The sequence below is a fragment of the uncultured Rothia sp. genome, from assembly GCF_916715725.1.
In the GTDB taxonomy this organism is placed as follows: domain Bacteria; phylum Actinomycetota; class Actinomycetes; order Actinomycetales; family Micrococcaceae; genus Rothia.
Map to the genome: position 1 here is coordinate 125,616 of NZ_CAKAPD010000003.1, position 22,173 is coordinate 147,788.

At 61.2% G+C, this 22,173-nt stretch carries 21 protein-coding genes; 7 read left to right on the plus strand and 14 right to left on the minus strand.

Annotated elements, in window-relative coordinates; all coding sequences use genetic code 11:
* The first annotated feature begins 405 nt into the window (after positions 1 to 405).
* Positions 406 to 2,529: an AMP-binding protein gene (locus QZ822_RS03365; protein WP_294642600.1), complete on the plus strand. Its 2,124-nt coding sequence runs from the start codon at positions 406 to 408 to the stop codon at positions 2,527 to 2,529.
* 120 nt (positions 2,530 to 2,649) lie between these two features.
* On the opposite strand, the gene QZ822_RS03370 is transcribed toward QZ822_RS03365, so the two are convergent.
* A complete protein-coding gene (locus tag QZ822_RS03370) occupies positions 2,650 to 3,735 on the minus strand; it encodes a C4-dicarboxylate ABC transporter substrate-binding protein (RefSeq protein WP_294639640.1) in 1,086 nt (361 codons plus the stop codon).
* 233 nt (positions 3,736 to 3,968) lie between these two features.
* Between QZ822_RS03370 and QZ822_RS03375 the strand changes: the two genes are divergently transcribed.
* The gene (locus tag QZ822_RS03375) at positions 3,969 to 4,820 is read left to right on the plus strand and encodes a transcriptional initiation protein Tat (RefSeq protein WP_294642603.1); all 852 of its coding nucleotides are present in this window, start codon (positions 3,969 to 3,971) and stop codon (positions 4,818 to 4,820) included.
* A 121-nt stretch (positions 4,821 to 4,941) separates the two neighbouring features.
* Here the strand turns inward: QZ822_RS03375 and QZ822_RS03380 are convergent, their stop codons facing one another.
* A complete protein-coding gene (locus tag QZ822_RS03380; protein ID WP_294642605.1) occupies positions 4,942 to 6,066 on the minus strand; it encodes a zinc-dependent metalloprotease family protein in 1,125 nt (374 codons plus the stop codon).
* Between the two features lie 361 nt (positions 6,067 to 6,427).
* Positions 6,428 to 7,999, minus strand: coding sequence for a DHA2 family efflux MFS transporter permease subunit (locus QZ822_RS03385; protein ID WP_294642606.1), 1,572 nt, complete (start codon positions 7,997 to 7,999; stop codon positions 6,428 to 6,430).
* Between the two features lie 268 nt (positions 8,000 to 8,267).
* Between QZ822_RS03385 and QZ822_RS03390 the strand changes: the two genes are divergently transcribed.
* Positions 8,268 to 8,585, plus strand: coding sequence for an acylphosphatase (locus tag QZ822_RS03390; protein WP_070605110.1), 318 nt, complete (start codon positions 8,268 to 8,270; stop codon positions 8,583 to 8,585).
* Positions 8,586 to 8,602: 17 nt separating this feature from the next.
* On the opposite strand, the gene QZ822_RS03395 is transcribed toward QZ822_RS03390, so the two are convergent.
* Positions 8,603 to 9,253 (minus strand): GNAT family N-acetyltransferase, encoded by a 651-nt coding sequence (locus QZ822_RS03395; RefSeq protein WP_294642608.1) that lies wholly within the window; start codon positions 9,251 to 9,253, stop codon positions 8,603 to 8,605.
* 226 nt (positions 9,254 to 9,479) lie between these two features.
* Here QZ822_RS03395 and QZ822_RS03400 point away from each other — a divergent pair, with 226 nt between their 5' ends.
* The 3 genes from QZ822_RS03400 to QZ822_RS03410 all read left to right on the plus strand — a co-directional run bounded on the left by QZ822_RS03400 (position 9,480) and on the right by QZ822_RS03410 (position 11,194).
* Entirely contained in the window at positions 9,480 to 10,061 is a 582-nt protein-coding gene (locus tag QZ822_RS03400) for a peroxiredoxin (RefSeq protein ID WP_005509190.1), read from the plus strand.
* Positions 10,062 to 10,064: 3 nt separating this feature from the next.
* Positions 10,065 to 10,595 carry a carboxymuconolactone decarboxylase family protein gene (locus tag QZ822_RS03405; RefSeq protein ID WP_070688070.1) on the plus strand — a complete coding sequence of 177 codons (531 nt, stop codon included), beginning with the start codon at positions 10,065 to 10,067 and terminating at the stop codon, positions 10,593 to 10,595.
* A gap of 275 nt (positions 10,596 to 10,870) precedes the next feature.
* Positions 10,871 to 11,194: an N-acetyltransferase gene (locus QZ822_RS03410; protein WP_246823124.1), complete on the plus strand. Its 324-nt coding sequence runs from the start codon at positions 10,871 to 10,873 to the stop codon at positions 11,192 to 11,194.
* A 149-nt stretch (positions 11,195 to 11,343) separates the two neighbouring features.
* Here the strand turns inward: QZ822_RS03410 and QZ822_RS03415 are convergent, their stop codons facing one another.
* Positions 11,344 to 11,988: an L-alanine-DL-glutamate epimerase gene (locus QZ822_RS03415; RefSeq protein ID WP_294642609.1), complete on the minus strand. Its 645-nt coding sequence runs from the start codon at positions 11,986 to 11,988 to the stop codon at positions 11,344 to 11,346.
* A 97-nt stretch (positions 11,989 to 12,085) separates the two neighbouring features.
* Positions 12,086 to 12,259: a hypothetical protein gene (locus QZ822_RS03420; RefSeq protein ID WP_005509188.1), complete on the minus strand. Its 174-nt coding sequence runs from the start codon at positions 12,257 to 12,259 to the stop codon at positions 12,086 to 12,088.
* A gap of 271 nt (positions 12,260 to 12,530) precedes the next feature.
* Between QZ822_RS03420 and QZ822_RS03425 the strand changes: the two genes are divergently transcribed.
* Entirely contained in the window at positions 12,531 to 13,322 is a 792-nt protein-coding gene (locus QZ822_RS03425; protein ID WP_294642610.1) for a trimeric intracellular cation channel family protein, read from the plus strand.
* Between the two features lie 99 nt (positions 13,323 to 13,421).
* Here the strand turns inward: QZ822_RS03425 and QZ822_RS03430 are convergent, their stop codons facing one another.
* From QZ822_RS03430 to QZ822_RS03465, 8 genes are all read right to left on the minus strand, one after another.
* Positions 13,422 to 14,171, minus strand: coding sequence for an amino acid ABC transporter ATP-binding protein (locus tag QZ822_RS03430; protein ID WP_294642611.1), 750 nt, complete (start codon positions 14,169 to 14,171; stop codon positions 13,422 to 13,424).
* On the minus strand, positions 14,164 to 14,838 hold the full coding sequence (locus QZ822_RS03435) for an amino acid ABC transporter permease (RefSeq protein ID WP_012904266.1): 675 nt from the start codon (positions 14,836 to 14,838) through the stop codon (positions 14,164 to 14,166). Before QZ822_RS03435 ends, QZ822_RS03430 begins: the two co-directional genes overlap by 8 nt.
* A 29-nt stretch (positions 14,839 to 14,867) precedes the next feature.
* Complete coding sequence (locus QZ822_RS03440; protein WP_294642612.1) at positions 14,868 to 15,686, minus strand: transporter substrate-binding domain-containing protein; 819 nt, start codon at positions 15,684 to 15,686, stop codon at positions 14,868 to 14,870.
* Positions 15,687 to 15,956: 270 nt separating this feature from the next.
* A complete protein-coding gene (locus tag QZ822_RS03445) occupies positions 15,957 to 16,802 on the minus strand; it encodes a transporter substrate-binding domain-containing protein (RefSeq protein WP_294642614.1) in 846 nt (281 codons plus the stop codon).
* A gap of 103 nt (positions 16,803 to 16,905) precedes the next feature.
* Positions 16,906 to 18,066 carry a PLP-dependent aspartate aminotransferase family protein gene (locus QZ822_RS03450; RefSeq protein ID WP_070833433.1) on the minus strand — a complete coding sequence of 387 codons (1,161 nt, stop codon included), beginning with the start codon at positions 18,064 to 18,066 and terminating at the stop codon, positions 16,906 to 16,908.
* Positions 18,067 to 18,371: 305 nt separating this feature from the next.
* Positions 18,372 to 19,517, minus strand: coding sequence for a PLP-dependent aspartate aminotransferase family protein (locus QZ822_RS03455; RefSeq protein WP_294642617.1), 1,146 nt, complete (start codon positions 19,515 to 19,517; stop codon positions 18,372 to 18,374).
* 485 nt (positions 19,518 to 20,002) lie between these two features.
* Positions 20,003 to 20,509 (minus strand): CoA-binding protein, encoded by a 507-nt coding sequence (locus QZ822_RS03460; RefSeq protein WP_012904274.1) that lies wholly within the window; start codon positions 20,507 to 20,509, stop codon positions 20,003 to 20,005.
* Positions 20,509 to 21,972, minus strand: coding sequence for an O-acetylhomoserine aminocarboxypropyltransferase/cysteine synthase family protein (locus QZ822_RS03465; RefSeq protein ID WP_294642619.1), 1,464 nt, complete (start codon positions 21,970 to 21,972; stop codon positions 20,509 to 20,511). Before QZ822_RS03465 ends, QZ822_RS03460 begins: the two co-directional genes overlap by 1 nt.
* Between the last annotated feature and the right edge of the window lie 201 nt (positions 21,973 to 22,173).

Sequence of the window (22,173 nt, forward strand, 5' to 3'; positions counted from 1 at the left end):
CAGCACGCGCTGAGTTTTAGGAGAGATGTCCGCCGCGTGGCTGCTCCCCAAAGGTGAGCTAATCATCGCTACGCGCCGGAGAAAGAAGTCGGCGGGGAAACCTGTCGCCTACTGAATGATGATGATGAATCCCGCCCCGCGCCCCACAGCAGTGAGCGCGGGGCGGGGTCTTTAAATATTTCGGAATATTACGAACCGATACACAGCATGCCGAATATGACGGGCTCCTTTGCTTCCTGGCCCGGAGCGCGCTTTACTAAGAAGGCAAACCATCCAGAGCGACCGAGAGACCTGGCTCCGTGACGTCGCAGCAACCCCCTCGCCAACGCACACACAGACCCCACGGTCACACAGACAGCGGCACGGCGAGCAAGGGTGCTAATGCCAGCAACCGATGGGAGAATAATGGGACTGCCCACCCCCTACTCGTTCACCGACCCGCTGAACCCCACCCCGAACCCCGCCCTCGAATCTGACGAGGCACGCGTCGCGTTCTGGGAGAAGCAGGCGCAGCGCCTCACCTGGGCTGAGCCCTGGCACACCGCGCACCGCTTCGAGAAGCCGAAGTCCCTCGGCTTCGATGAGGACGGCATCGAACAGTTCAGCATCCCCGAAATTAAGTGGTTCGAGGGCGGTAAGCTCAACGTCGCCTACAACTGCGTGGACCGCCACGTGGAGGCGGGCCGCGGCGACAAGGTAGCCCTCTACTTTGAAGGTGAACCCGGCGACCGTGAAGCCATCACCTACGCCGAACTGCAGCGCCGCATCGCGAAGGCAGCGAACGGCCTGCTGTCCCTGGGCGTGCGCAAGGGTGACCGTGTGGTCATCTACCTGCCCGTCATCCCCGAAACCATTATTTTCACCCTCGCCTGCGCGCGTATTGGCGCGATCCATTCCCTCGTCTTCGGTGGCTTCTCTGCCGAGGCGCTGAAGTTCCGTGTGGAAGACACCGGCGCGAAGGTCCTCATCACCACCGACGGTCAGAACCGCCGCGGCAAGGTCGTTCCCGTGAAGGTCAACGCCGACGAAGCATGCTCCGGCGAGAACAACATTGAGCACGTTATCGTGGTGGACCGCACCAGCGCCTCCGACCCGGTAGCGCACGCCGCTGTGCCGTGGACTGAGGGCCGCGACGTCTGGTACCACGACCTGGTTGACGACCAGCCGGACACCCACGCCTACGAACTGCATGACGCAGAGGATCCGCTGTTCATTATTTACACCTCCGGTACGACCGGTAAGCCCAAGGGCCTGGTACACACCATGGCTGGATACCTGGTGCAGACCGCGTACACCCACGCGCTGCTCTACGATCTGCTGCCGGATTACGTGGACGAGAACGGCGTGCTGCGCCCCGACGAGCTGTCAGCTGTTAACGACCCGGAAAAGGTTGAGTCCACCGTTCACTGGTGCACTGCCGACCTGGCGTGGGTCACGGCCCACACCTACGAAATTTACGGTCCACTGGTCAACGGCGTGTCCGAGGTGATTTACGAGGGTACCCCGAACACCCCGCACTACGGTCGCCACTTTGAGGTTATCGAACGCTACGGCGTGACCAACTACTACACCGCGCCGACCCTGATTCGTTCCCTCATGGGTGCGTTCCCGAACGGCCCGGAGCCCGGCAAGTACGACTTCTCGACCGTGCGTCTGCTCGGTTCGGTGGGCGAATCCATCAACCCGGAGGCGTGGCGCTGGCTACGCGAGCACGTGGGCGGCGGCACCGCGGCGTTCATCGACACCTGGTGGCAGTCGGAGACCGGTTCGACCGTGTGCTCCCCGCGCCCGCACGACCCGGCATTCGCACCCGAGGGCACCTACCCGGAGGGTACCCCGCACTGCACTCCCCTGCCCGGCTGCGCTACCCGCGCCGTTCCCGGCGTGTCCACCCGCGTGGTGGATGAGCACGGCGACCCGGTCGAACCCGGCAAGCAGGGCTTCATCGTGGTCGATAAGATTGGCCCCTCAATGGCTCGTACCGTGTGGCAGAACCCGCAGCGTTTCCTGGATTCCTACTGGCGTCACTACGGCGAGCGCGGCTGGTTCCTCGCTGGCGACGGCGCGAAGGAAGACGAAGAGGGTAACGTGTACATCCTCGGCCGTATTGATGACGTGATTAACATTTCGGGTCACCGCCTGTCCACGATTGAGATTGAGTCGGCGCTGGTGACTCACCCGGCTGTGGTTGAGGCTGGTGTCTGCCCCGTGGAGGATGAGCTGACCGGTCACCAGGCGGTCGCCTACGTGACGCTCACCGATGAGGGTAAGGACCTGACTGAGGATGAGCTGAAGGCGGCGCTGACCGCACACGTGCGTGAGCACATTGGCCCGATTGCTAAGCCGAAGGACGTTGTGGCGGTTGCCGATATCCCGAAGACCCGTTCGGGTAAGATTACTCGCCGTCTGCTCGGTGAGCTGTACCAGGGCCGTTCTTTGGGCGATGTTTCTTCGCTGCAGAATGAGGAGGCGCTGGGCCACATTGCGCAGGTGCTGGTGGATACTGGCCGCGTGAGCGAGGCTGTCTAGGCTCTGTTACTGAGCTGAGCCGAAAGCTACATAGAGTAAAGGTGCGGATACCGAATGATGATTCGGTATCCGCACCTTTTCATTTTATAGAGCTGACAAGGCTCTTCGGCATTGCGCCGCTTAAATCAGGCCCAGCGAACGAGCGTGTTCAGCGGTAATGCCGCTCGGTTCAATGTGCTCGGGGCCCTTGTCCTTCTCGGGGTGCTCGGTCGCCTGGAAGCGGATCATCTTCACATCGTTTGCCGCGCCCAGGTTCGTGATCATGCCGTCACCGTTGAGGTCCACGGACACCGGCTCGGTATCAATCTTGCCGTTGCCGTTGAAGTCAATCGGCTGGTTGGCGGGCTTGCCCTTGTACAGGAAGCCAGCCGCGCGAGGACCGAAGCCGCGCGCCTCGTACAGCTTCGCCTCGTTGAGCATGCGGTACTCGGCGGTGGAGTAGCCGAAGTAGCGGCTACCGTCAGCCATGGGCACGCCGGTGAGGGTGTACTGGTAGTTCATGACGCTGTAGTAGTTGGGCTTGTAGTTGATTTCGTCCCAGCCGCCGTGGCTCAGTGCGAGGTTGTGGCCGAGCTCGTGCACGAACACTGCCACGCGGATGTCGCTGGTTGCCTTGCCCCAGAAGTGCGGGCCGACGGTGACCATGAGGTTGCGGCCGCCGAAGTTAGCAATGCCGGAGGAGGTGCTGTTGTCGTAGTAATCGCCCCAGATGACGTAGTGGAAGGTGCCTTCGCGGGCGGGGTTGAACTTACCTTCGGTCGCCTTGATGCGGTGGAGTGCCTTGAACTCGCTGTCGAGTGCCTGGTAGCTGATTTCGTTGCCGCCGCCCAGGTTGTACTTGGCGCTGCGGGCGTCACCTGCGTCCAGGTGGATGTTCACGCCGTGGGTGCCGTCGGGGTTGCGCAGGGGCAGGTCGGCGTAAATCTTGGTGATGCGGTCCAGTTCGTCTTCGCTGGGCAACAGGCCTGCCATGTAGTCCATCTCGACGAAGATGTCCTTGTGGTTGGGGTCTGCGCCCATTGCGGGGAAGTCGACGTCGATTTTGCCGTCGCCGTCTGCGTCGTAGCCCTTCAGCTCCCAGGTGTTGGGGATGCCGTCGCCGTCAATGTCGGGGCTGTAGGCGTTTGCTGCAGGGGCTGCGATAGTGCCCAGGCAGAGCACTGCGAGGGAGGCAAGCGTGACGCGTGCGCTCTTCAGAAATGCCATGTTGTGTTCCTTCAGTGTGTGGTGACCGGTGGTGTTTCTGTGGAGTTTTCCGGGAGGGCGTTCTCCACGGTTTCCATGATGCTCCCGTTTCACGCGCTAGGTGAGCTGGGTACCGTAATGTTCATACATTAAGGTAAAAGTTGAGATAATTTTGAAGATGAGCTGAATTACATTAGAGTATCAGTAATTCAACTCACACGCATCACCACATTCTTCACAACAAGAGAGATCCTATGACTTCTTCCTCGAACACCACTAACGGTCTGAACCGCCGCGCACTCATCAAGGGTGCCGCTTGGAGCACCCCCGTCATCGCAACCGCGGCGGCGGTACCCGCCTACGCGGCGTCCACCGATGCGCAGGAAACCCCGACCCTGAGGTTCGGTGTCTTCACTCAGGCGTTCAACTCGAACCCCGCCAACAACTTTGATACCCGCTACGGCCTGGACTCCTACACCGTGCAGGTACCCAACATCACCGCGACCTCCACCACCCCGCAGAGCCTCGGCGGCGGCACCTTCACCCCCGGCGGTAGCGTCGGTGCAGGCCTGTACGGTGGCGCGGGCCTGTGGATTTCCGCACCCATCAACTCCAAGGGCGAGTTCCAGGGCAGCTCCTGGCTGTACCCTCAGGCGCACCTGCAGGTGACCTTCGAATTCACCTTCCCCACCGCCGAGGACGTCACCGACCCGCTGCTGTGGGACACCGAGAACGACGTTGAGATCCCGGCACTCGCCAAGAGTGCGGGCGGCGCAAAGACCAACAACCCCGCCGTGGCGGCGTTCAACGGCATCGCATACACTGCGAAGTTCTACGAGCCGGTCATCGAGGACAACGTCTGGACCGGCGTACTGGACATCCGCACCTCCGACTACCTGGAAGCCACCGCGAAGGACGGCGTGAGCTACGCGCAGGTTCTGGCTTCGCTGGTTCCGGTGTACTTCACCGAGGTGACCTCCAGCTACACCCTGACCACCACCGCTCAGATCACCAGCGGTAGCGTCGCAATGCAGCTGACCGAGGGTGGCGAGTACACCTTCCAGGACCTGGCTGGTTTGCGCGCTTCGGCAACCATTAGCCGCTAAGGGAGATGGCCCGCTAAGACAGCGAATTTAAACACCGGGGGCCCGGCATCCGTTATGGATGCCGGGCCCCTCGCCGTATTTAAGGCTCAGCGTATCGGTTACCGCCGACAGCCGCTAGAGGCTAGTCCTTAGCGGGGACCATGCCCTTGGAGCGAGCCAGGTCGGCAGTCATTTCATTGTGGTCAATCTCAGCCGAGAGGTGCTTCTCGGAACGGTACACGCCGCCCTGCGCCTCGGTGCCCTCAGCCTGCAGCTTCAGGGTCGCCAGGTCGTTCGGAGCGGTCAGTTCAGTCAGCTCGCCGTCACCGTTCAGGTCAACCGACACCGGCTCGTCATCAATCTTGCCGTTGCCGTTGAAGTCGATACCCTCCCAGGCGGGCTTACGGAAGTACAGCCAGCCGTAGGCGTTGCGACCAAAGCCGGCGCGTTCGTCCAGCTTGTTCTCGTCCAGGGTCTTGTAGGCGCGGGTCGAGTAGCTGAACTTCAGCTCACCGCTGGCGCGGCGCACACCGTAGATCTGGTACATGTAGTTCATGACGCTCAGGTAGTTCGGCTTGTCGTTCACGTCATCGGTGCCGCCGTGACCCAGACCGAGGTTGTGGCCCAGCTCGTGGATGAAGGTGCCCACGCGCACGTCGGAGGTTGCAGACTTGCCCCAGAAGCGCGGGCCGACGGTCACGATGAAGCCGCGGCCACCCACGTAGCCCAGGCCGGAGGAACCGTACTCATCGTAGGCGTCACCCCAAATCATGTAGTGGAAGACGCTTTCACGGTTGGGGTCCATGTTCTTGGAGCGGATTTCGACCCACTTGGTCATGGTGTTGTCGAGCTGTTCGTGCGCCACTTCGTTGCCGCCGCCGAGGTTGTACTTAGCGCTGCGGGCGCTACCGGCATCCAGGTGAATGTTAATGCCGGTGGTGCCGTTCGGATTGCGGAGGGGCAACTGCGCGAAGGATTCGGTGATGCGGTCGAGCTCTTCCTCGCTAGCGAGCAGGCCGGGCATGTAGTCCATCTCCACGAAGAGGTCCTTCTTCAGCGGGTTAGCGCCCATGCCGGGGTAGTCCACGTCGATTTTGCCGTCGCCGTCGGCGTCGTAGCCCTTCATTTCCCAGGTATTGGGGATGCCGTCGCCGTCAATGTCCGGGTTGTACGCCTGCGCTGCGGGGGCCGCAACAGTGCCGAGTACCAGCAGTGCCGCCGAAGCGAGCGCGGTACGCACCACGCGATTTGAGGTCAGAAAAGACATAGGATCTCTCTTCGTGTCTTGGCCGCGCGTTAGATTACTTCATCTGACGTTGCGTACGGTATGGGTCATACGGGCCCGGTCCACTGGTAGGTATAAGTGTCAGACGGTAGCCGCGCGGTGCGGTGGTCATGTGTATCGCTGTTGCCGGTGTGCAGCCGGCATGCCGCAAGTGAGCACGGCGTTTAAAAGACAGCGGGTCACTGCCGAACCCTCCGATGGAGGAAAAGGAGCCATTCTTGGTTCTCTTCTGTTCGACGGTGACCCGCCTCATCATACACAGAGTGCATCTAGTTTGTCCCGGTATTTGCACCGCATCTCAAGTTATGCACCGTTTATGACGTAAAGCGCTCTGATAAGCCTTCTACTTAGTGGCCTCCACCTCAGCGTTCTGTGCGGCACCCTTCGCCTCGGAGGTCTTCTTGGAGGCATAGAACAGGCACACGACCGCACCCACTGCCGCGGCGACCAGGGGAAGCATCATGGAATCAGCCATTGCCGCCGCGTAGGGTTCACGCAGGACCTGGGGAAGCACGCCACCTCCAGCACCGCCGTGAGAACCACCGCCCGCTGCGGTAGCAGGACCCAACGCGGACAGGTGCGAGGTAATCGCAGAAGCCATAATCGTGGTAATCGCAGCCGATCCGAGCACCGACGCCATCTGGCGGGTCTCGTTGTACACGCCCGAACCGGCACCTGCACGCTGCGGCGGCAGGTTACGGGTCGCCGACACCGACAGCGGACCCCAAATGCAGGAGTTCGCCGCGCCCAGAATAATCATCGGACCAACCATCAGCCACAGGTTGCCGTCCGCAACCATCGTCGGGCGGAGCAGAGCAAAACCAATCACCAGCAGCGTAAAGCCAATCACGGCAATCCACTTCGGGTCGTTACGGTTCAGGCGCACACCCACCACCGGCGCCAACGCGCCCGAGAACAACGCCATCGGGGCGGTCATCAGTGCAGCCTGGGTCGGGTCCAGACCCTCCACCTGCTGCAGGTACAGGGTCAGAGGGAACGCCATGCTGATAGCAACCACACCCATAGCGGAGATAGCCACATTCGACACGGAGAAGTTACGGTCACTGAACAGGCTCAGCGGAACCAGCGGCTCACGCGGATTAATAGCCTGCCAGCCAATGAACAGGCCCAGCACCAGAATGCCGGCAATAATCAGACCCCACACGCTCACCGCAATGCCGGTACCAAGGAACGAATCGGTCATGATGCCCCAGTCGTAGCTAGCGCCTTCCTGAATGCCGAAGACCAGCAGGAACAGGCCGACCGCCGACAGGACCACGCCCAACCAGTCGAAGCTGTGCTTCTTCTGCTCAAACACCGGCACATTACGCCACGCCAGGAACAGACCAATCAGACCCACCGGAATGTTCACGAAGAAAATCCAGCTCCAGTTCAGGGCATCCACCAGCACGCCGCCCAGAATCGGGCCAATCAGCGAGGCGACACCCGCAGTCGCACCCCAAATACTCATCGCAACACCGCGCGCATTCGGCGGGAACATCAGCGTAATCAGAGACATGGTCTGCGGGGTCATCAGCGATGCGCCCAGGCCCTGCACCACGCGGGCAGCGATGAGCGACTCAACGTCCGCCGCCAGACCACACCACAGGGAAGCAAGCGTAAAAATACCCATGCCGATCATGTACAGGTTCTTCTGACCGAAGCGGTCACCCATACGACCGGTAATGAGCAGCGGCACCGCGTACGCCAACAGGTAGGCGCTCGTCACCCACATACCCGCCGACAGGGATGCATCCAGATCCTGCAGCATGTGCGGCAGGGCGATGGTGACGATATTGCCATCCACCAGGATCATGAAGAAGCCAACAACCAGGGACCAGAGAGCAGGCCAGGGCTTGTAGGGTGTCTTCGCCGGGTTACCGACGAGAGGCGCTTTCTTGGGGCGTGAACTCAATGATCCTCCAGCGGATGAGCGTTGCGGGTACAGTCTGCGTGTTCAGCGTTGCCGCTAATAAATATCACCCCATCTTACTCCCCTTGTGGGCGCGGCTCCGGTTGCTCTACCCTAATCAGCGCTCATCAGCGGCTTACCGGCGCCCGTCCGCGGCAACCCGGCAATAAGCACATCGCACCCACTAGACTGAAGCTATAGAAGCTTATCGGGGCGCTAGCACCAGCGCCCCATCAGACCACCCTCAACGAGACGACCCCCGGGAGGACCCATGGGTTTCTTTGACTTCTTCACCGACCGCACCCCGGCAGAACCCGCCGAAATCCGCCTCGTCGCTTTCGTCAGCGGCAAAGTGCAGGGTGTGGGCTTCCGCTGGTGGTGCGCCGGAACCGCCAAGCCCATGGGACTGACCGGCTACGCCGAAAACCTCGACGACGGGCGCGTCAAGGTCGTTGCGGAGGGTACCGCCGCCTCCTGCGCTCGCCTGGTGGATGTGCTGCGCGGTGATGACACCGCGGGCCGGGTTGACGAGGTGGTCGTCGAGTGGGAGGAGCCGTCCGGCTCGTTCCGCGGCTTCGGCATCAGGTAGCTAGATAGCCTCCGAGCCTAGTTAGCCCAGAGCGCCGCGAATTGCGCGCGGGTCATATCGGCGCGGCGCACCCGATGCTGCACCGGGTGACCGTTCTCGTCGGGGCGGCCGGAGTTCGGGTCAATATCGTCGTAGATGCCGGTGAAACCCGCTTTAACCGCCACACGTTCGGAGGTCTCGTTACCCGCCAGGGCGGTCCAGCGAACAGTCTCGAGACCCAGCCCGAGCGGGTCGAAAGCGTAGCCAAGGACGGCTCGCAACGCCTCGGTCATATACCCCTTGCCGCGCGCCTTCGGGGCGGTGTAATAGCCCAGTTCGGCGCGGGTTCCGGGGCTTTCGGGGGTTCCGTCAGGTAAGCGCAGCTCGATACTCCCCGCGAACACACCGGAGGCGTCAATCGCCCAGCGTCGGATCTGCCCGGCGGCAATCTGGCGGGCGGTGGTGAGTAGGGAGTCCTCGGCATCGGCGCGAGTGTAGTTCAGCGGTACGCGGGTGTAGCGAATCATTTGCGGGTCGCGGCAGGCTTCTACGATGTCGGGGATATCCGCCTCGCGCAGGTGGCGCAGGGTGAGGCGTTCGGTAATGAGTTCAGGCTGGCTGGGCTCTGCATGTTCGCTGTGTCCTGAGAAGTCACTGTGTTCTGAGAAGTTACTGTGTTCGGGGGTCATGATTCGAGCTTAAACCCTCAGGTTTGTGCGCCGGAAAAGCTTTTGTGAGCATCCTAGAATGCTCGGTGATGCAAATCATAGTTAAACACTTCTGTTTTAATGCGTCATCACTTGATTATTATGAATTATTCATAATAAAATAGTTATCGAGCCCGCCCAATGGGCACCACTTAGAACAAGCGCCGCGCAACGAATCCGCGCGGCACGAAGCAGAAAGAAGAACACTATGGCAGTTCTGACCATCGGCGACCAGTTCCCCGCATACGAGCTCACCGGCGTTGTCCCCGGTAAGCTGGCTGACATCGAAGCAACCAAGCCCGAAGACTACTTCACCACCGTCTCCTCCGAGGGTCTGGACGAAGACACCTGGCGCGTCGTCTTCTTCTGGCCGAAGGACTTCACCTTCGTTTGCCCCACCGAGATCGCAGCATTCGGCAAGCTCGCTGACGAGTTCGAGGCACGCGACACCCAGGTGATTGGTGTTTCCGTTGACAACGAGTACACCCACTACGCATGGCGCCGCTCCCACGAAGAGCTCGTGGACCTGCCCATCGTCATGGCATCCGACCTCAAGCGCGAACTGACCGCAGCACTGGGCATCCTGAACAAGGACGGCGTTGCAGACCGCGCAACCTTCATCATCGACCCCCACAACACCATCCAGTCGGTCTCCATTACCGCTGACTCCGTCGGCCGTAACACCGACGAGGTGCTCCGCCAGCTGGACGCACTGCAGTCCGACGAGCTGTGCGCATGCAACTGGAAGAAGGGTGCAGCAACCATCGACGCATTCAAGGAGATGAAGTAATCCATGAGCATCGATAACCTGCGTTCGGCTCTGCCTTCCTACGCGAAGGACATGAACCTCAACCTGTCCTCCCTGCCCCGCATCACCTCCCTCACCGAGCAGCAGCTCTGGGGCGCAATCCTCGCAACCGCAGCAGCAACCAAGGTTGACTCTGTTGTTGTTGAGATTGCTGCAGAGGCTAAGGAGCACCTGAGCGACACCGCTTACGAGGCTGCTCTGGGTGCTGCAACCATCATGGGCATGAACAACATCTTCTACCGCACCCGTGGCTTCCTGAACGGTGCATACGATGACCAGCGTGCAAACCTGCGTATGCAGATCATCGGCAAGAACGGTGGCATTGAGAAGCTGGACTTCGAGATGTTCGCTCTAGCAGTGTCCGCAGTCAACGGCTGCTCCCACTGCGTTGAGGCTCACGAGCACACCCTGCGTGAAGAGGGCGCAACCAAGGAACAGGTCAACGACCTGATCCGTATTGCTGCAACCCTCGGTGGCGTGGCACAGGGCATTCAGCTGGCTGAGGCACTGGGCTAAACCCACTAAGCGTTAGAGCTTACACAGAAGCGGCGCATCCACCCGTCACGGGTCGGATGCGCCGCTTCCTTTATGCACAGATTATGCCCTGCAGTAGCTAAAAACGCGTTGGACGGCGGTTTCCTAGCTCCCCCGATTTGGCGCTATACAATGCCTGTATGCGGTACTGTATTTTGGACTCCACCAGCCCCCTTCCCAGCGTGGAAGAACTTACTGAGCTTTACGATTCTGTGGGCTGGAGTGCCTATACCAAAACGCCTAAACGTCTCATCCCGATGGTGGAAGGGTCGCGGTATCTCTACACCGCACGAGAGGCAACCACGGACGGAACGGGACGGCTCGTCGGGCTAGTCCGCGCCGTCGGGGATGGACATTCTATCGCCTACATTCAGGACCTCCTAGTGCATCCGCACGCCCAACGACAGGGCGTTGGTTCTGCGCTTCTAAAGCGTGTCATTGAGGACTTTGACCGAGAAGACATTCGACAGCGACTCATTACTACCGACGTCGGTACTGAACACGCCGTTGCGCTCTACAAACGCTACGGTTACGCCCCCGTAGAGGCAGCAGGATGCATCACCCTTGCATGCTATCGATAAGGCAATATCGCATGCGGCTTGATACGGCTCGACTCGTTCAAGCTGGCTGAGGCACTGGGCTAAACCCACTAAGCGTTAGAGCTTGAAACAAGCGGCGCGTCCACCCCTTTGCGGGTCGGATGCGCCGCTTTGTTTTAGCTACTTTTGTTTCAGCTGGTCGCCGAGTCCGCTCGCAGGGCGGCATCCCAGCCGCTCGCCAGGCGCGTCGCCGCGGCAACCAGAGCCACCAGATCCTCGGCGTACACCGGGGTCGAGCGCACGCCTGCGCACCAGTCAATCGTGCCCAAACCCAGCCAGGGCTTACCGGGGAAGAACTCGCGCCGCAGCGCCACACGGCGCTTACCCAGGGCGCGGCGACCCGGCACGTACCCGCCGCGGCTGATGAACAGCGCCTCGCGGCCCTCGGACTCCACCAGCGCCTCCAGGGCCCTCAGTGCAGGAACCCAGCTCGGCTCCCCCATGCTCGCCAGGTCGGTCAGTTCGGGGTACTCGCTCTCGTGCTCCGCCACGCTCACGCCCAGAATGTACTGGTAGCGCACCTGCCCGAGCTCCTGCGGCAGGCCGCGGTCGGCGGTCTGAATCGTACCGCACAGGTGCCGAACGACCGGCTCACCCTCGGCGTTCACGCCGGCCAGAGGCTCGCCGTCCCGGTAGATTGCGGGGCCGTCCAGGTAGAGCCCCACCGCGCCGGTACCCGTGATGTTGGGGCGCACCGACCAGCCGGGAAGCGCCTCCTCCAGGCGGGGCACCACGCCCCGCAGGATTTCGAAAACTTCGTCACGCGATACCGTCACGGCGGTTCCTTTCACCTTACGCAGATAACGATTTGCGATGTGGCCCGGTCTATCAAACGACCGGGCCACATGCCTCTAGTATTCGTCTAGCTCCAGCTTAGCGAGCGCTCAGCTTACGGGAGGGTAGCCACACCATGAGCGCCGACAGCGCCGCACCGGCAAACATCATGACCGCCATGGACTCCACCGCATTCAGGGGGCTCAATGCCAACAGTAGCGAAGAAATGATGCCGCTACCGTACTGGAAAGAACCCAGCGCAAAAACAATCATGACAGAGCATTGGGGGTGGAGATTCACTCATTCTACGCCCATCTTTTAGCGCGCCCACAAGCTTCTCCGTTACGTCTCAGAGCTCGTCATGAGCACCTTTCAACTAGGAGCAGAGGCTGCGGCGGGTCTACAATAAATCGGTGCCATTTCAGGTACGCGCACAGGCAAACAGAGCCGGATGCGGTGATAACGTCGTCACCCGACCCCCCGTTGCGCACACTTCCCCTACCGGCACCCGCAGCACACGCATCACGTACGCAGGAGAACGCCCATGCACGAGCTCTTTGACCCGGATCAGGTATTCCGCATCGTCGATATTGCCGCCGTTGTCGCTAACGGTCTGCTCGGCGGTGCTGTGGCGCGCGCCTTCCGATTCGACATTGTGGGCTTCCTGCTGCTTGCGGTCGCCTGCGGCATGGGCGGCGGTATGATTCGTGACATCCTACTGAACTCCGGACTGCCCGTGGCACTCACTGACGGCGGCTACTGGGTGGGTGCTATCGGCTCCTCGATTCTGGCGTACAGCATCGACTTGAGTGCCCGCTGGGCGACCCGAACCATGCTCGTTGTCGACTTCGTGGGTATGGGATGCTGGGCTGCAACCGGCACCATTAAGTCCCTGAACTTGGGCCTGCATTGGCTGCCCGCTATCGCGCTGGGCATCACCACCGCGGTTGGTGGCGGCGTTATCCGTGACATTATGGTCAACCGCATCCCGGCGATCTTTGGTGGTAACTCCCTGTACGCAACGGTCGCGTTTATGGGTGCTTCTGAAACCGCTCTGGTAACCGGCTTGTTCCACCGCCCTAACCTGGCGATGGCACTATCTATTCTCCTGTGCCTGGTGTTTGGTGTGCTCTCCCATATGAAGAATTGGCAGCTGCCGACCACCCCGGGCGGCCTGCAGGTGCACCGCCCCCGCCTGCTCACCTTCTTCAACCGTGAAGAGAACTCGGTTCAGGATGAGGGCTGGTCACCAGGTGCCCCGCTCACCGACCAGCTACAGGTGGTCAGTCCTGAGCAGCTGGATGAGTATCGTCGTTCTAAGAGGCCTTCAGAGTAGAACGAATATATGCTGAATATAGAATATGGGCTGGTTTCCGCACGTCAGATGATTATCTGACCGGCAGAAACCAGCCCATATTCGCTATGTACAGTACGGCTAAATCGTGTACTCGGTGCTGTCGTACACGGTCAAGAACTTACGGATACGCTCATCATCCGAAGCAAAGAAACCGGTCGGCTCACCGTTGTAACGCAGGGTACCGTTCTCCAGGAACACGATACGATCCGCAACCTTCTTCGCAAACGCCATATTGTGCGTCACGATGACCAGGGAGCGGCCCTCCTTCGCCAGCTGCATGAGCACGCGGATAACCTCCGCCTCCAGCTCGGGATCCAGCGCACTCGTCGGCTCATCAAAGAGCAGGTAGGAGGGTTCCAGCGCCAGGGCGCGGGCAATCGCCACACGCTGCTGCTGACCGCCCGAGAGCGCGTCCGGGTAGGAATCTACCTTGTCGGCAAGACCCACCTTCGCCAGCAACTCGCGGGCACGCTCCTGCGCCTGCTGAGCGCTCAGGGTGCCGTTGAGGGTCGGGGCGAGCGCCACGTTCTTCAACGCCGTGTAGTTCGGAAACAGATTGAACTGCTGGAACACCATCGCCGAACGGGAGCGAATGTCACGCACCTGCGCGTCGGTGAGTTTCTGGCTGTAGTCCACCTGCGCGTCGTCGATGGTGAGCGTACCGGACTGCGGGGTTTCCAGCAGGTTCAGGCAACGCAGCAGAGTGGACTTACCGCTGCCGGAGGGGCCCAGAATCACCGTGGTCTCACCGTCGGGGATGTCCAGGCTAATGTTCTTGAGCACCTGCGTCTCACCGAAGCTCTTCGACATGGAATCAACGCTAAGCATTGTTGCTCCTCACGTAACGGTTGCTGTACTTCTCCAGCGCCGACTGCGCGGCGGTCAGCAGGGTGAAAATCACCAGGTAAATGATGGCGACCTCGGAGTACATTGCCAGCGGCTCAAAGGTACGCGACGCAATCTGCTTACCGGTCTGGAACAGGTCAACCATCGAAATGACCGACACCAACGAGGTGCCCTTAATCAGGTCAATGAAGTTGTTGCCCAGGTTCGGCAGAGCAATACGCACCGCCTGCGGAATGACCACGTGGCGCAGGGTCTGCATGCGGGTGAAGTTCAGGGTTGCCGCCGCCTCAAACTGGCCGCGCGGAATAGCCGCCACCGCGGAACGGAAGGTTTCCGCCACGTACGCGCCGGTGTGCAGGCTCATCGTGATGATTGCGGCGCTCCACACGTCCAGGGCGATACCGACCTTCGGCAGGCCGTAGAAGACGATGAACAGCTGAACCAGTAGCGGGGTGCCACGGAAAACCCAAATGTACACCCACGCCAGCCAGTTCACCGGTGCAAAGCGGCTCGTACGCGCGCCAGCAGACACAATGCCCACCAGCAGCGCCACCGCGAACGAAATCAGCGACAGCGGAATAGTCACTGCCAGGGTCGAGCCCAGCAGCTGAGGCAGGGACTCAGCCCAAAGATTCAGGTAGCGTTCCATGAACGGAACTCAGCTCCTTATAGAAAGTATTAGTTCTTCGGGGAGAGGTCTTCGCCCACGTACTTTTCGTAGATGGCCTTGATATCGCCGTTCTCCAGGTGCTTCTTCAGCGACTCGTCGATAGCGTTGCGCAGGGCGTCCTGGCCCTTAGCCATCAGGATGGAGGAGTTGCTGCCGGTGCCCAGGTCACCGGAGAGCAGGCGCAGGTTAGCGTCCGGGTGCTCCTTGAAGTACTCGGCGAAGGACACGGAGTCGTTCGCGGTCATCTCGGCACGGCCCGACAGAACCTGCTCGATAGCCTCATCGAAGCCGGATACGACCACGATCGAGGCGCCCTTCGCCTCCACCATCTTGCGGAAGTTCGAAGTCTCAGACTGTGCCGAGGAGTGACCGGAAATCTCGCTCACGTTCTGCAGGGAAGAATCCTTCTTCACGGCAACCTTCGGCTCCGAGTACAGGTAGGGTACGGAGAAGTCGTACTTCTGCTTGCGCTCGTCGGTTGCGGAGACGTTGTTGATGACGATGTCGTAGCGGTCAGCGTCCACACCGGCAATCAGCGAGTCCCAGGGGGTCTCGATGAACTCGGCGGTCACGCCCAGGTCCTTAGCGACCAGGTCGGCGATTTCCTTCTCGAAGCCGACCAGGGTGCCGTTCGAGTCGTGGAAGGAGAAGGGGCGGTAGGTGCCCTCCAGGCCCACACGAATCTTGCCAGCAGACTTGATAGCCTCCAGCTTGTTGGTGCTGGATGCGGAGGTGCTGCTGGACGAGCCGCACGCTGCGAGCAGTGCAGCCAGGCCGGTGAAGGCGGAGCCTGCGAGGACGGTGCGGCGGTTAATCATTGCGGACATGGTTCTTCCTTTGCGTCGTAGTTGATGCTCTTGTAGTTGCGGGTTGTCACCCTGTGGTAACCCGGGGCATCGTGCGGTGTGTGCCCCTCTCTGCGGGTGCAACGCTGGCTATCCTACAGCTATTCCCGGTCGGAAAGAATTCAACGTAACATTCCGTCATATTCTCTCATCAATGCGGGATAGGCCGCTGATACATCAACCACGACGCGGCATCGGAAGTCCTGGAAAGCTGGGCTTCTCCGAGCCTCCAAGAAGGCTGTTCCGAGAAGCTTAGGAGGCGGGGCTCAGGTCCTCACCCACGTGCTTCTCGAAAATTGCCTTGAAGTCGCCGTTGCCCAGGTGCTTCTTGATGGAGGCGTCAATCGCATCCTTCAGCGCGGTCTGGTTCTTAGGCAGCAGAACGGCAACGTTGGTGCCGGGGCCGACCTCGCCCTCCAGCAGGCGCAGGTTGGCGTCCGGGTGCTCCTTGAAATACTCGGCGAAGGACACGGAGTCGTTGGCGGTCAACTCGGCGCGGCCGGTGAGCACCTGCTCGATGGCCTCATCGAAGCCGGTGACCTCGATGATGGTGGCGCCGCGTTCTTCCACGAGCTTGCGGTAGTTGCTGGTGGCACTCTGGGCGGCGCTGTGGCCAGAAATCTCGGAGGCGTTCTTCAGGCTCGAGTCTTTCTTCACGCCCACCCGGGCACGGGAGTGTGCGTAGGGTACGGAGAAGTCGTACTTCTTCTTGCGCTCGTCGGTAGGTGCCACGTTGTTGAGCACGATGTCGTAGCGGCCCGCGTCCACGCCGGCGATAAGCGAGTCCCAGGGGGTTTCAATGTACTCGGCGGTCACGCCCAGGTCCTTGGCGAGGGTCTCGGCGATGTCGTACTCGAAGCCGGCGAGCTTACCGGAGGCGTCGTGGTAGGTGTAGGGGCGGTAGGTGCCCTCCACGCCGATGCGGATCTTGCCCGCGGATTTGATGGACTCCAGCAGGTTGGAGGCGCTCTGCGAGCTGCCTGCGCTAGAGCTGTTACCGCCGGAGCAGGCGGCGAGCAGGCCGGTGGTTCCGGCAAGGGCAGCGCCCAGCAGCAGGGAGCGTCGGTTCAGCACGGTGGAGGTGTTGAGAACGGTCATTCTTGGTTCCTTAATCTACGTTGATGTGTGGTGTGAAAGTTGAAATCTGCGGTACGGACCGGCGGCGTTCACCGGAGGTACAGGCCTAGTCGGCGGTACGAACTTAGCCGGCGAAGGCGGCCTTCAGGCCAATCTCCAGTGCCGCGATGAGGTCCTGAACATCCTCGATGCCGATCGCCAGGCGCACGAGGCGGTCGTCCACGCCGAACTCGTCGCGGTGCTCCTGGGCGTAGGCGCCGTGCGTGGTGTGCGCGGGCAGGCTCACGAGCGATTCGATGCCGCCCAGGCTCACGGCGTTCACGAAGATGGGCAGGGCGCGGGCGAAGGCCTGCGCGTCGCCGCCGTCCTTGAGCAGCAGTGAGAAGACGGAGCCGATGCCGCTTGCCTGGCGGGACTGCACCTCCGCCTGTTCCTCGGAGGAGCTACCGGCGTAGAAAATCTTCTCAACCTCGGGACGTTCGGAGAGGAACTCGATAATCTTGCGGGTGTTCTGCTGCTGACGATCCAGGCGCAGGGCCAGGGTCTTCACGTCCTGCAGCAGGCGGTAGGAGTCAATCGGGGGCAGCAGCGCACCGCTAACGAGCTGACCGCGGTGCAGCAGAACCGCCAGGTCGGGGTCGTTCGTCGCCGCAACGCCGGCAAGCAGGTCTGCGTGACCGGCCAGGAACTTGGTGGCGGACTGCACGGTGATGTCCGCGCCGAGCTCCAGGGGACGCTGCAGGTAGGGGGTCATGAAGGTGTTGTCTACGATCAGCAGGGCGCCGTGGCGGTGCGCCAGCTCCGCAACCGCGGCAATGTCAGTGACCTGCAGGGTCGGGTTCGTGGGGGTCTCAAGGAAGACGACCTTCACGTCCGGGGTAAAGTCCTCATCGCTCAGAGTCGTGAAGTCACTGATGAAGCGGGTCTTCACGGCGCGCTTAGTCAGCTCGGTGGTCGCAAAGCGGTAGGTGCCGCCGTAGGTCGGCATGCCCAGCAGCAGGGTGTCGCCCGCCTCCAGAACACCAAGAGCCGCCGCGGTTGCCGCCATGCCGGAGGGGTACGCATAAGCGTGCTCGGCACCCTCGAGGGCAGCGAGGGTCGCCTGCAGGTTATCGCGGGTGGGGTTCGCGCCGCGCTGATACATGTAGGTGGTGTCCTCACCTGCGGTACCGAAAGTGCTCGCCAGGTAGACCGGTGGTACGGACGCATCGTAGCGGGTATCGTGCACGGCGTGGATGGTGCGGGTCGTGAAACCGGTCGGTTCGAGCTGGTTCTGCTGGCTCATGGTGGTTCTCTTCTGTTCGGGCTACCCCGAACGCGGGTGTAGCTGCTGTGTGTCGTCGTGTATCTGAGATTTACCCTACCCGCATTTTTTATGCCGTTCTAGATAAACTTCACGGGGGTTAATATGTTCACGCAACGTCATATAAAAATGCGGTGAGGGCGCACAAAATACCCGCATTAAAAACATTCTTTTACATTGAAAGAAATACATTAATCCGGGTATTTTGAGCGATATTACGTCGTATATTCTGGGCGCCTAGAATCACGCCATACGATTGCGCGGTATCTGATACTCAGGAACTACGCCTAATGAGCCAGAGCTGCGGTCAGGCCGCGCTCCAAATCCTCGATGATGTCCTCAATCTCCTCAATACCAATCGCCAGGCGGATGAGGTTGTCGCTCACGCCGTACTCGTCGCGGTGCGCCTGTGTGTAGGCGGCCTGCACCATGAGCGCGGGGCGAACCACCAACGACTCGATACCGCCCAGGCTCACCGCGTGGGTGAAAATCTTCAGGGCTTCGAGGAAGGCGGGCAGGTCGGCGCCGTCCACCAGTTCCATGGAGATGAGCGCACCCAGGCCGTTCGCCTGGCGGGCGTGCACCTGCGCCTCATACTCGCTGTGCGAACCCGCGTAAAGCACGCGCTTCACGGCGGGGTGCGCCTCCAGGTAGTTGATGACCTCGATGGTGTTCTTCTGCTGCTGAGTCAGGCGCAGCTTGAGGGTCTTGACCTCCTGCAGCAGGCGGTAGGAGTCGGTGGGCGAAAGCATTGCGCCGGTAATCATCTGCAGGTGCCAGAGGCGCTCGGCGAGTGCGTCGTCGTTGGTTGCGGCGACGCCTCCGAGCAGGTCGGCGTGGCCGCCCAGGTACTTAGTGGCGGACTGCACGCTGATGTCTGCGCCCAGGTCGAGGGGCTTCTGCAGCAGCGGGGTCATGAAGGTGTTGTCGACGACCACGATTGCGCCGTTGCGGTGGGCGATTTCTGCGATGGCGGCGATGTCACTCACGCGCAGGAGCGGGTTGGAGGGGCTCTCCAGGAACACCATGGTCACGTTGTCGGCGAAGTCCTCGTCGGTGAGGGCAGTGAAGTCGCCGATGAAGCGGGTTTTGACGCCGCGGGCGGGCAGTTCAATGGTTGCGAAGCGGTAGGTGCCGCCGTAGGAGGGCATGCCCAGCAGCAGGGTTTCGCCTTCTTTGAGGATGCCGAGGGCGGCAGCGGTGGCGCCCATTCCGGAGGGGTAGGCGAAGGCGTGCTTGGCGCCTTCGAGGGTTGCGAGCGTGGTTTCGAGGGCTCCGCGGGTGGGGTTGCCGCCGCGCTGGTAGTCGTAGGGGCCTTCGGTGCCGTCACAGGGCTGGGCGTAGGTGGTGGTCGTGTAGATCGGAGGCAGGATGGAGCCGTACGGGTTGTCGCGGTCCGTGGTGTGAATTGCCTTCGTGGTGAATCCGGTCATGCTGTCCTCGGCTAAGGTTATGCATAAAATGCGGGGGATAAATATATTGCTAGCTTATGGCTCTTTTTGAGAGCTGACTAGTTTTTTCTTTTCTGTGACCGAGTGACTTTTTATGACTGAAAAATAGCGTTATATTTCGACATTTTAGACATATATTTCGTCATATTTCGGGTGTGAAAAGACCCGGCGGTCGGTACACGTGTGTGCTGAGTACCGGCCGCCGGGCTCCACACTAGGATACCGGCTTACGGTGCGAAAGCGTAAGGGTAGGTTTACCTTAAAGCTGAACCGCCCTCCACAAGGGGCGATGCTGCGCCCTCATTCTTACTCAGAACGTGCCGGATGCTCTGCCGGGCACTACACCGGGCATAGCAGGAGGGGCGTACCCGGGAATCACCCCGGGTACGCCCCTCCATTCAAACACTGACAAGCGCCTGATTTTTGTAATTACAAGCCACAGCCGCGGCTTATACAGCGCAGGCTGCTTACTTCGACAGCACCTGACGCTTCGAAGAAATCACGCCCGTATTGAAACCAGCCAAGTGCAGACCACCGTGGAAACGCGCGTGCTCAATCTTCACGCACTTATCCATCACCACGTTCAGACCGGCAGCCTCACCAATCGCGGCAGCCTCCTCGTTCCAGGAGCCCAGCTGCATCCAGACGGTCTTCGCGCCCAGGTCAACAGCCTCCTGAACCACGCCCGGCAGGTCCTCATTACGGCGGAAAATCTCCACCAGATCCGGAACCTCCGGCAGGTCCTGCAGCGACGGGTACACCGGCTGACCCAGCACAAGCTTGCCCTTCGCCGCCAGAATCGGGTTCACAAAATACAGCTTGTACGGCGACGCCGACTGCAGGTACGTCGCCACAAAGTAGGAGGCACGCGAAATCTTATCGCTCATACCCACAATCGCGATGGTGCGGGTATTACGCAGAATGTTCAGACGCTCGGGGGCGGAAGGACCCACCCAGGTACGCTTCTCGGTCATTACTTTTCCTCCTGAGCGGTAGCGGCGGGCAGGGAGCAGGATGCGCCAGCAACAGCCTCAGCGGCGGCAGCGTCCTCGGCGGCCTTGGCGGCGGCAACCGCCTCCTCGGCCTCCACAATCTTGTCTGCACTGGACTCGCCCACACGCTCACCGGCGTGGTTCAGGCCGGTCGCGTAGGTCAGCGCCTGGTCCAGGTCCCAGATGATGTCTTCCACATCTTCCAGACCCACCGAAATGCGGATCAGGTCCTCGCCCACGCCGGCGGCCTCAAGCTGCTCGCTGGAGAGCTGCTGGTGCGTGGTCGAACCCGGGTGCAGCACCAGGGTGCGGGAGTCGCCAATGTTCGCCAGGTGGCTTGCCAGCTGCAGCGCACCAATGAACTCGCCACCGACCAGGCGGCCCGAAGCCTTCTCGGTGCCCTTCACACCGAAGGAGAACACGGAACCGACACCCAGCGGCAGCAGCTTCTTCGCACGCTCGTAGTGCGGGTGGTCGGGCAGGCCAGCGTAGTTCACGTAGGCGATACGCTCATCCTCAACCAGCCAGGCGACGACCTGCTTAGCGTTCGCCAGGTGCGCGTCCATGCGCTGCGGCAGGGTCTCAACACCCTGCAGCAGGTTGAACGCGGACTGCGGGCTCAGCGACGGACCAAAGTCGCGCAGCTGCTCAGAACGCAGCTTGGTCAGGAAGCCGTACTCGCCGAAGTTACCCCACCAGGACACGCCATTGTAGGAGGGAACCGGCTCGGTCATGGACGGGAAGTTGCCGTTACCCCAGTTGAAGCGACCCGACTCGACCACGATACCGCCGAGGGTGGTGCCGTGACCGCCCAGGAACTTGGTGACCGAGTGAATAACAATATCCGCGCCGTGCTCGAGGGGGCGAATCAGGTACGGGGTGGACAGGGTTGCGTCCACGACCAGGGGGATGCCCGCCTCGTGGGCGACCTCTGCGAGGCCTTCCAGGTCGGCAACCTCACCGGAGGGGTTCGCCACGATCTCGGTGTAAATCGCCTTGGTGTTTTCGGTCAGTGCCGCCTTGTAGTCGGCGGGGTCGGTACCGGGAACGAAGGTGGTCTCAATGCCGAAACGGCGCAGGGACACGTCCAGCTGAGTGACGGTGCCGCCGTACAGCTGCGAAGAAGCCACAATGTGGTCGCCCTGCTGGCACAGAGCCGCGAAGGTGATGAACTCGGCAGCCATGCCGGAGGCGGTCGCAACCGCACCGATACCGCCTTCGAGGGAGGCGATGCGCTCCTCCAGCGCGGCGACGGTGGGGTTGGACAGGCGCGAGTAGATGTTGCCGTACTTCTGCAGGGAGAAGAGGTTCGCGGCGTCGTCAGCGTCTTTGAAGACGAAGGAGGAAGTCTGGTAGATGGGGACCGCGCGGGCACCGTGCTCAGCGTCGGGGGTGCCGCCCGCGTGTAGTGCGCGGGTGCGGAAGCCGAAAGTGTGTTCAGCCATTGGTTTGCTCCTGGTGTATCTGCCCGCCTGTGTGCGGGGAGTCGATAGTGGCTCGACTTTATACTGTGCCACCGGCGGCGGGGCGCACCAAGTGCGGGTACCTATATGTCGTTTATTGCGGATTATGACGGGCTATTTTTCGGTGAGCAGGGACTGCCGTACGGGTCTTAGCGAGGCGTCATATCAGCCGTCATAACAGAA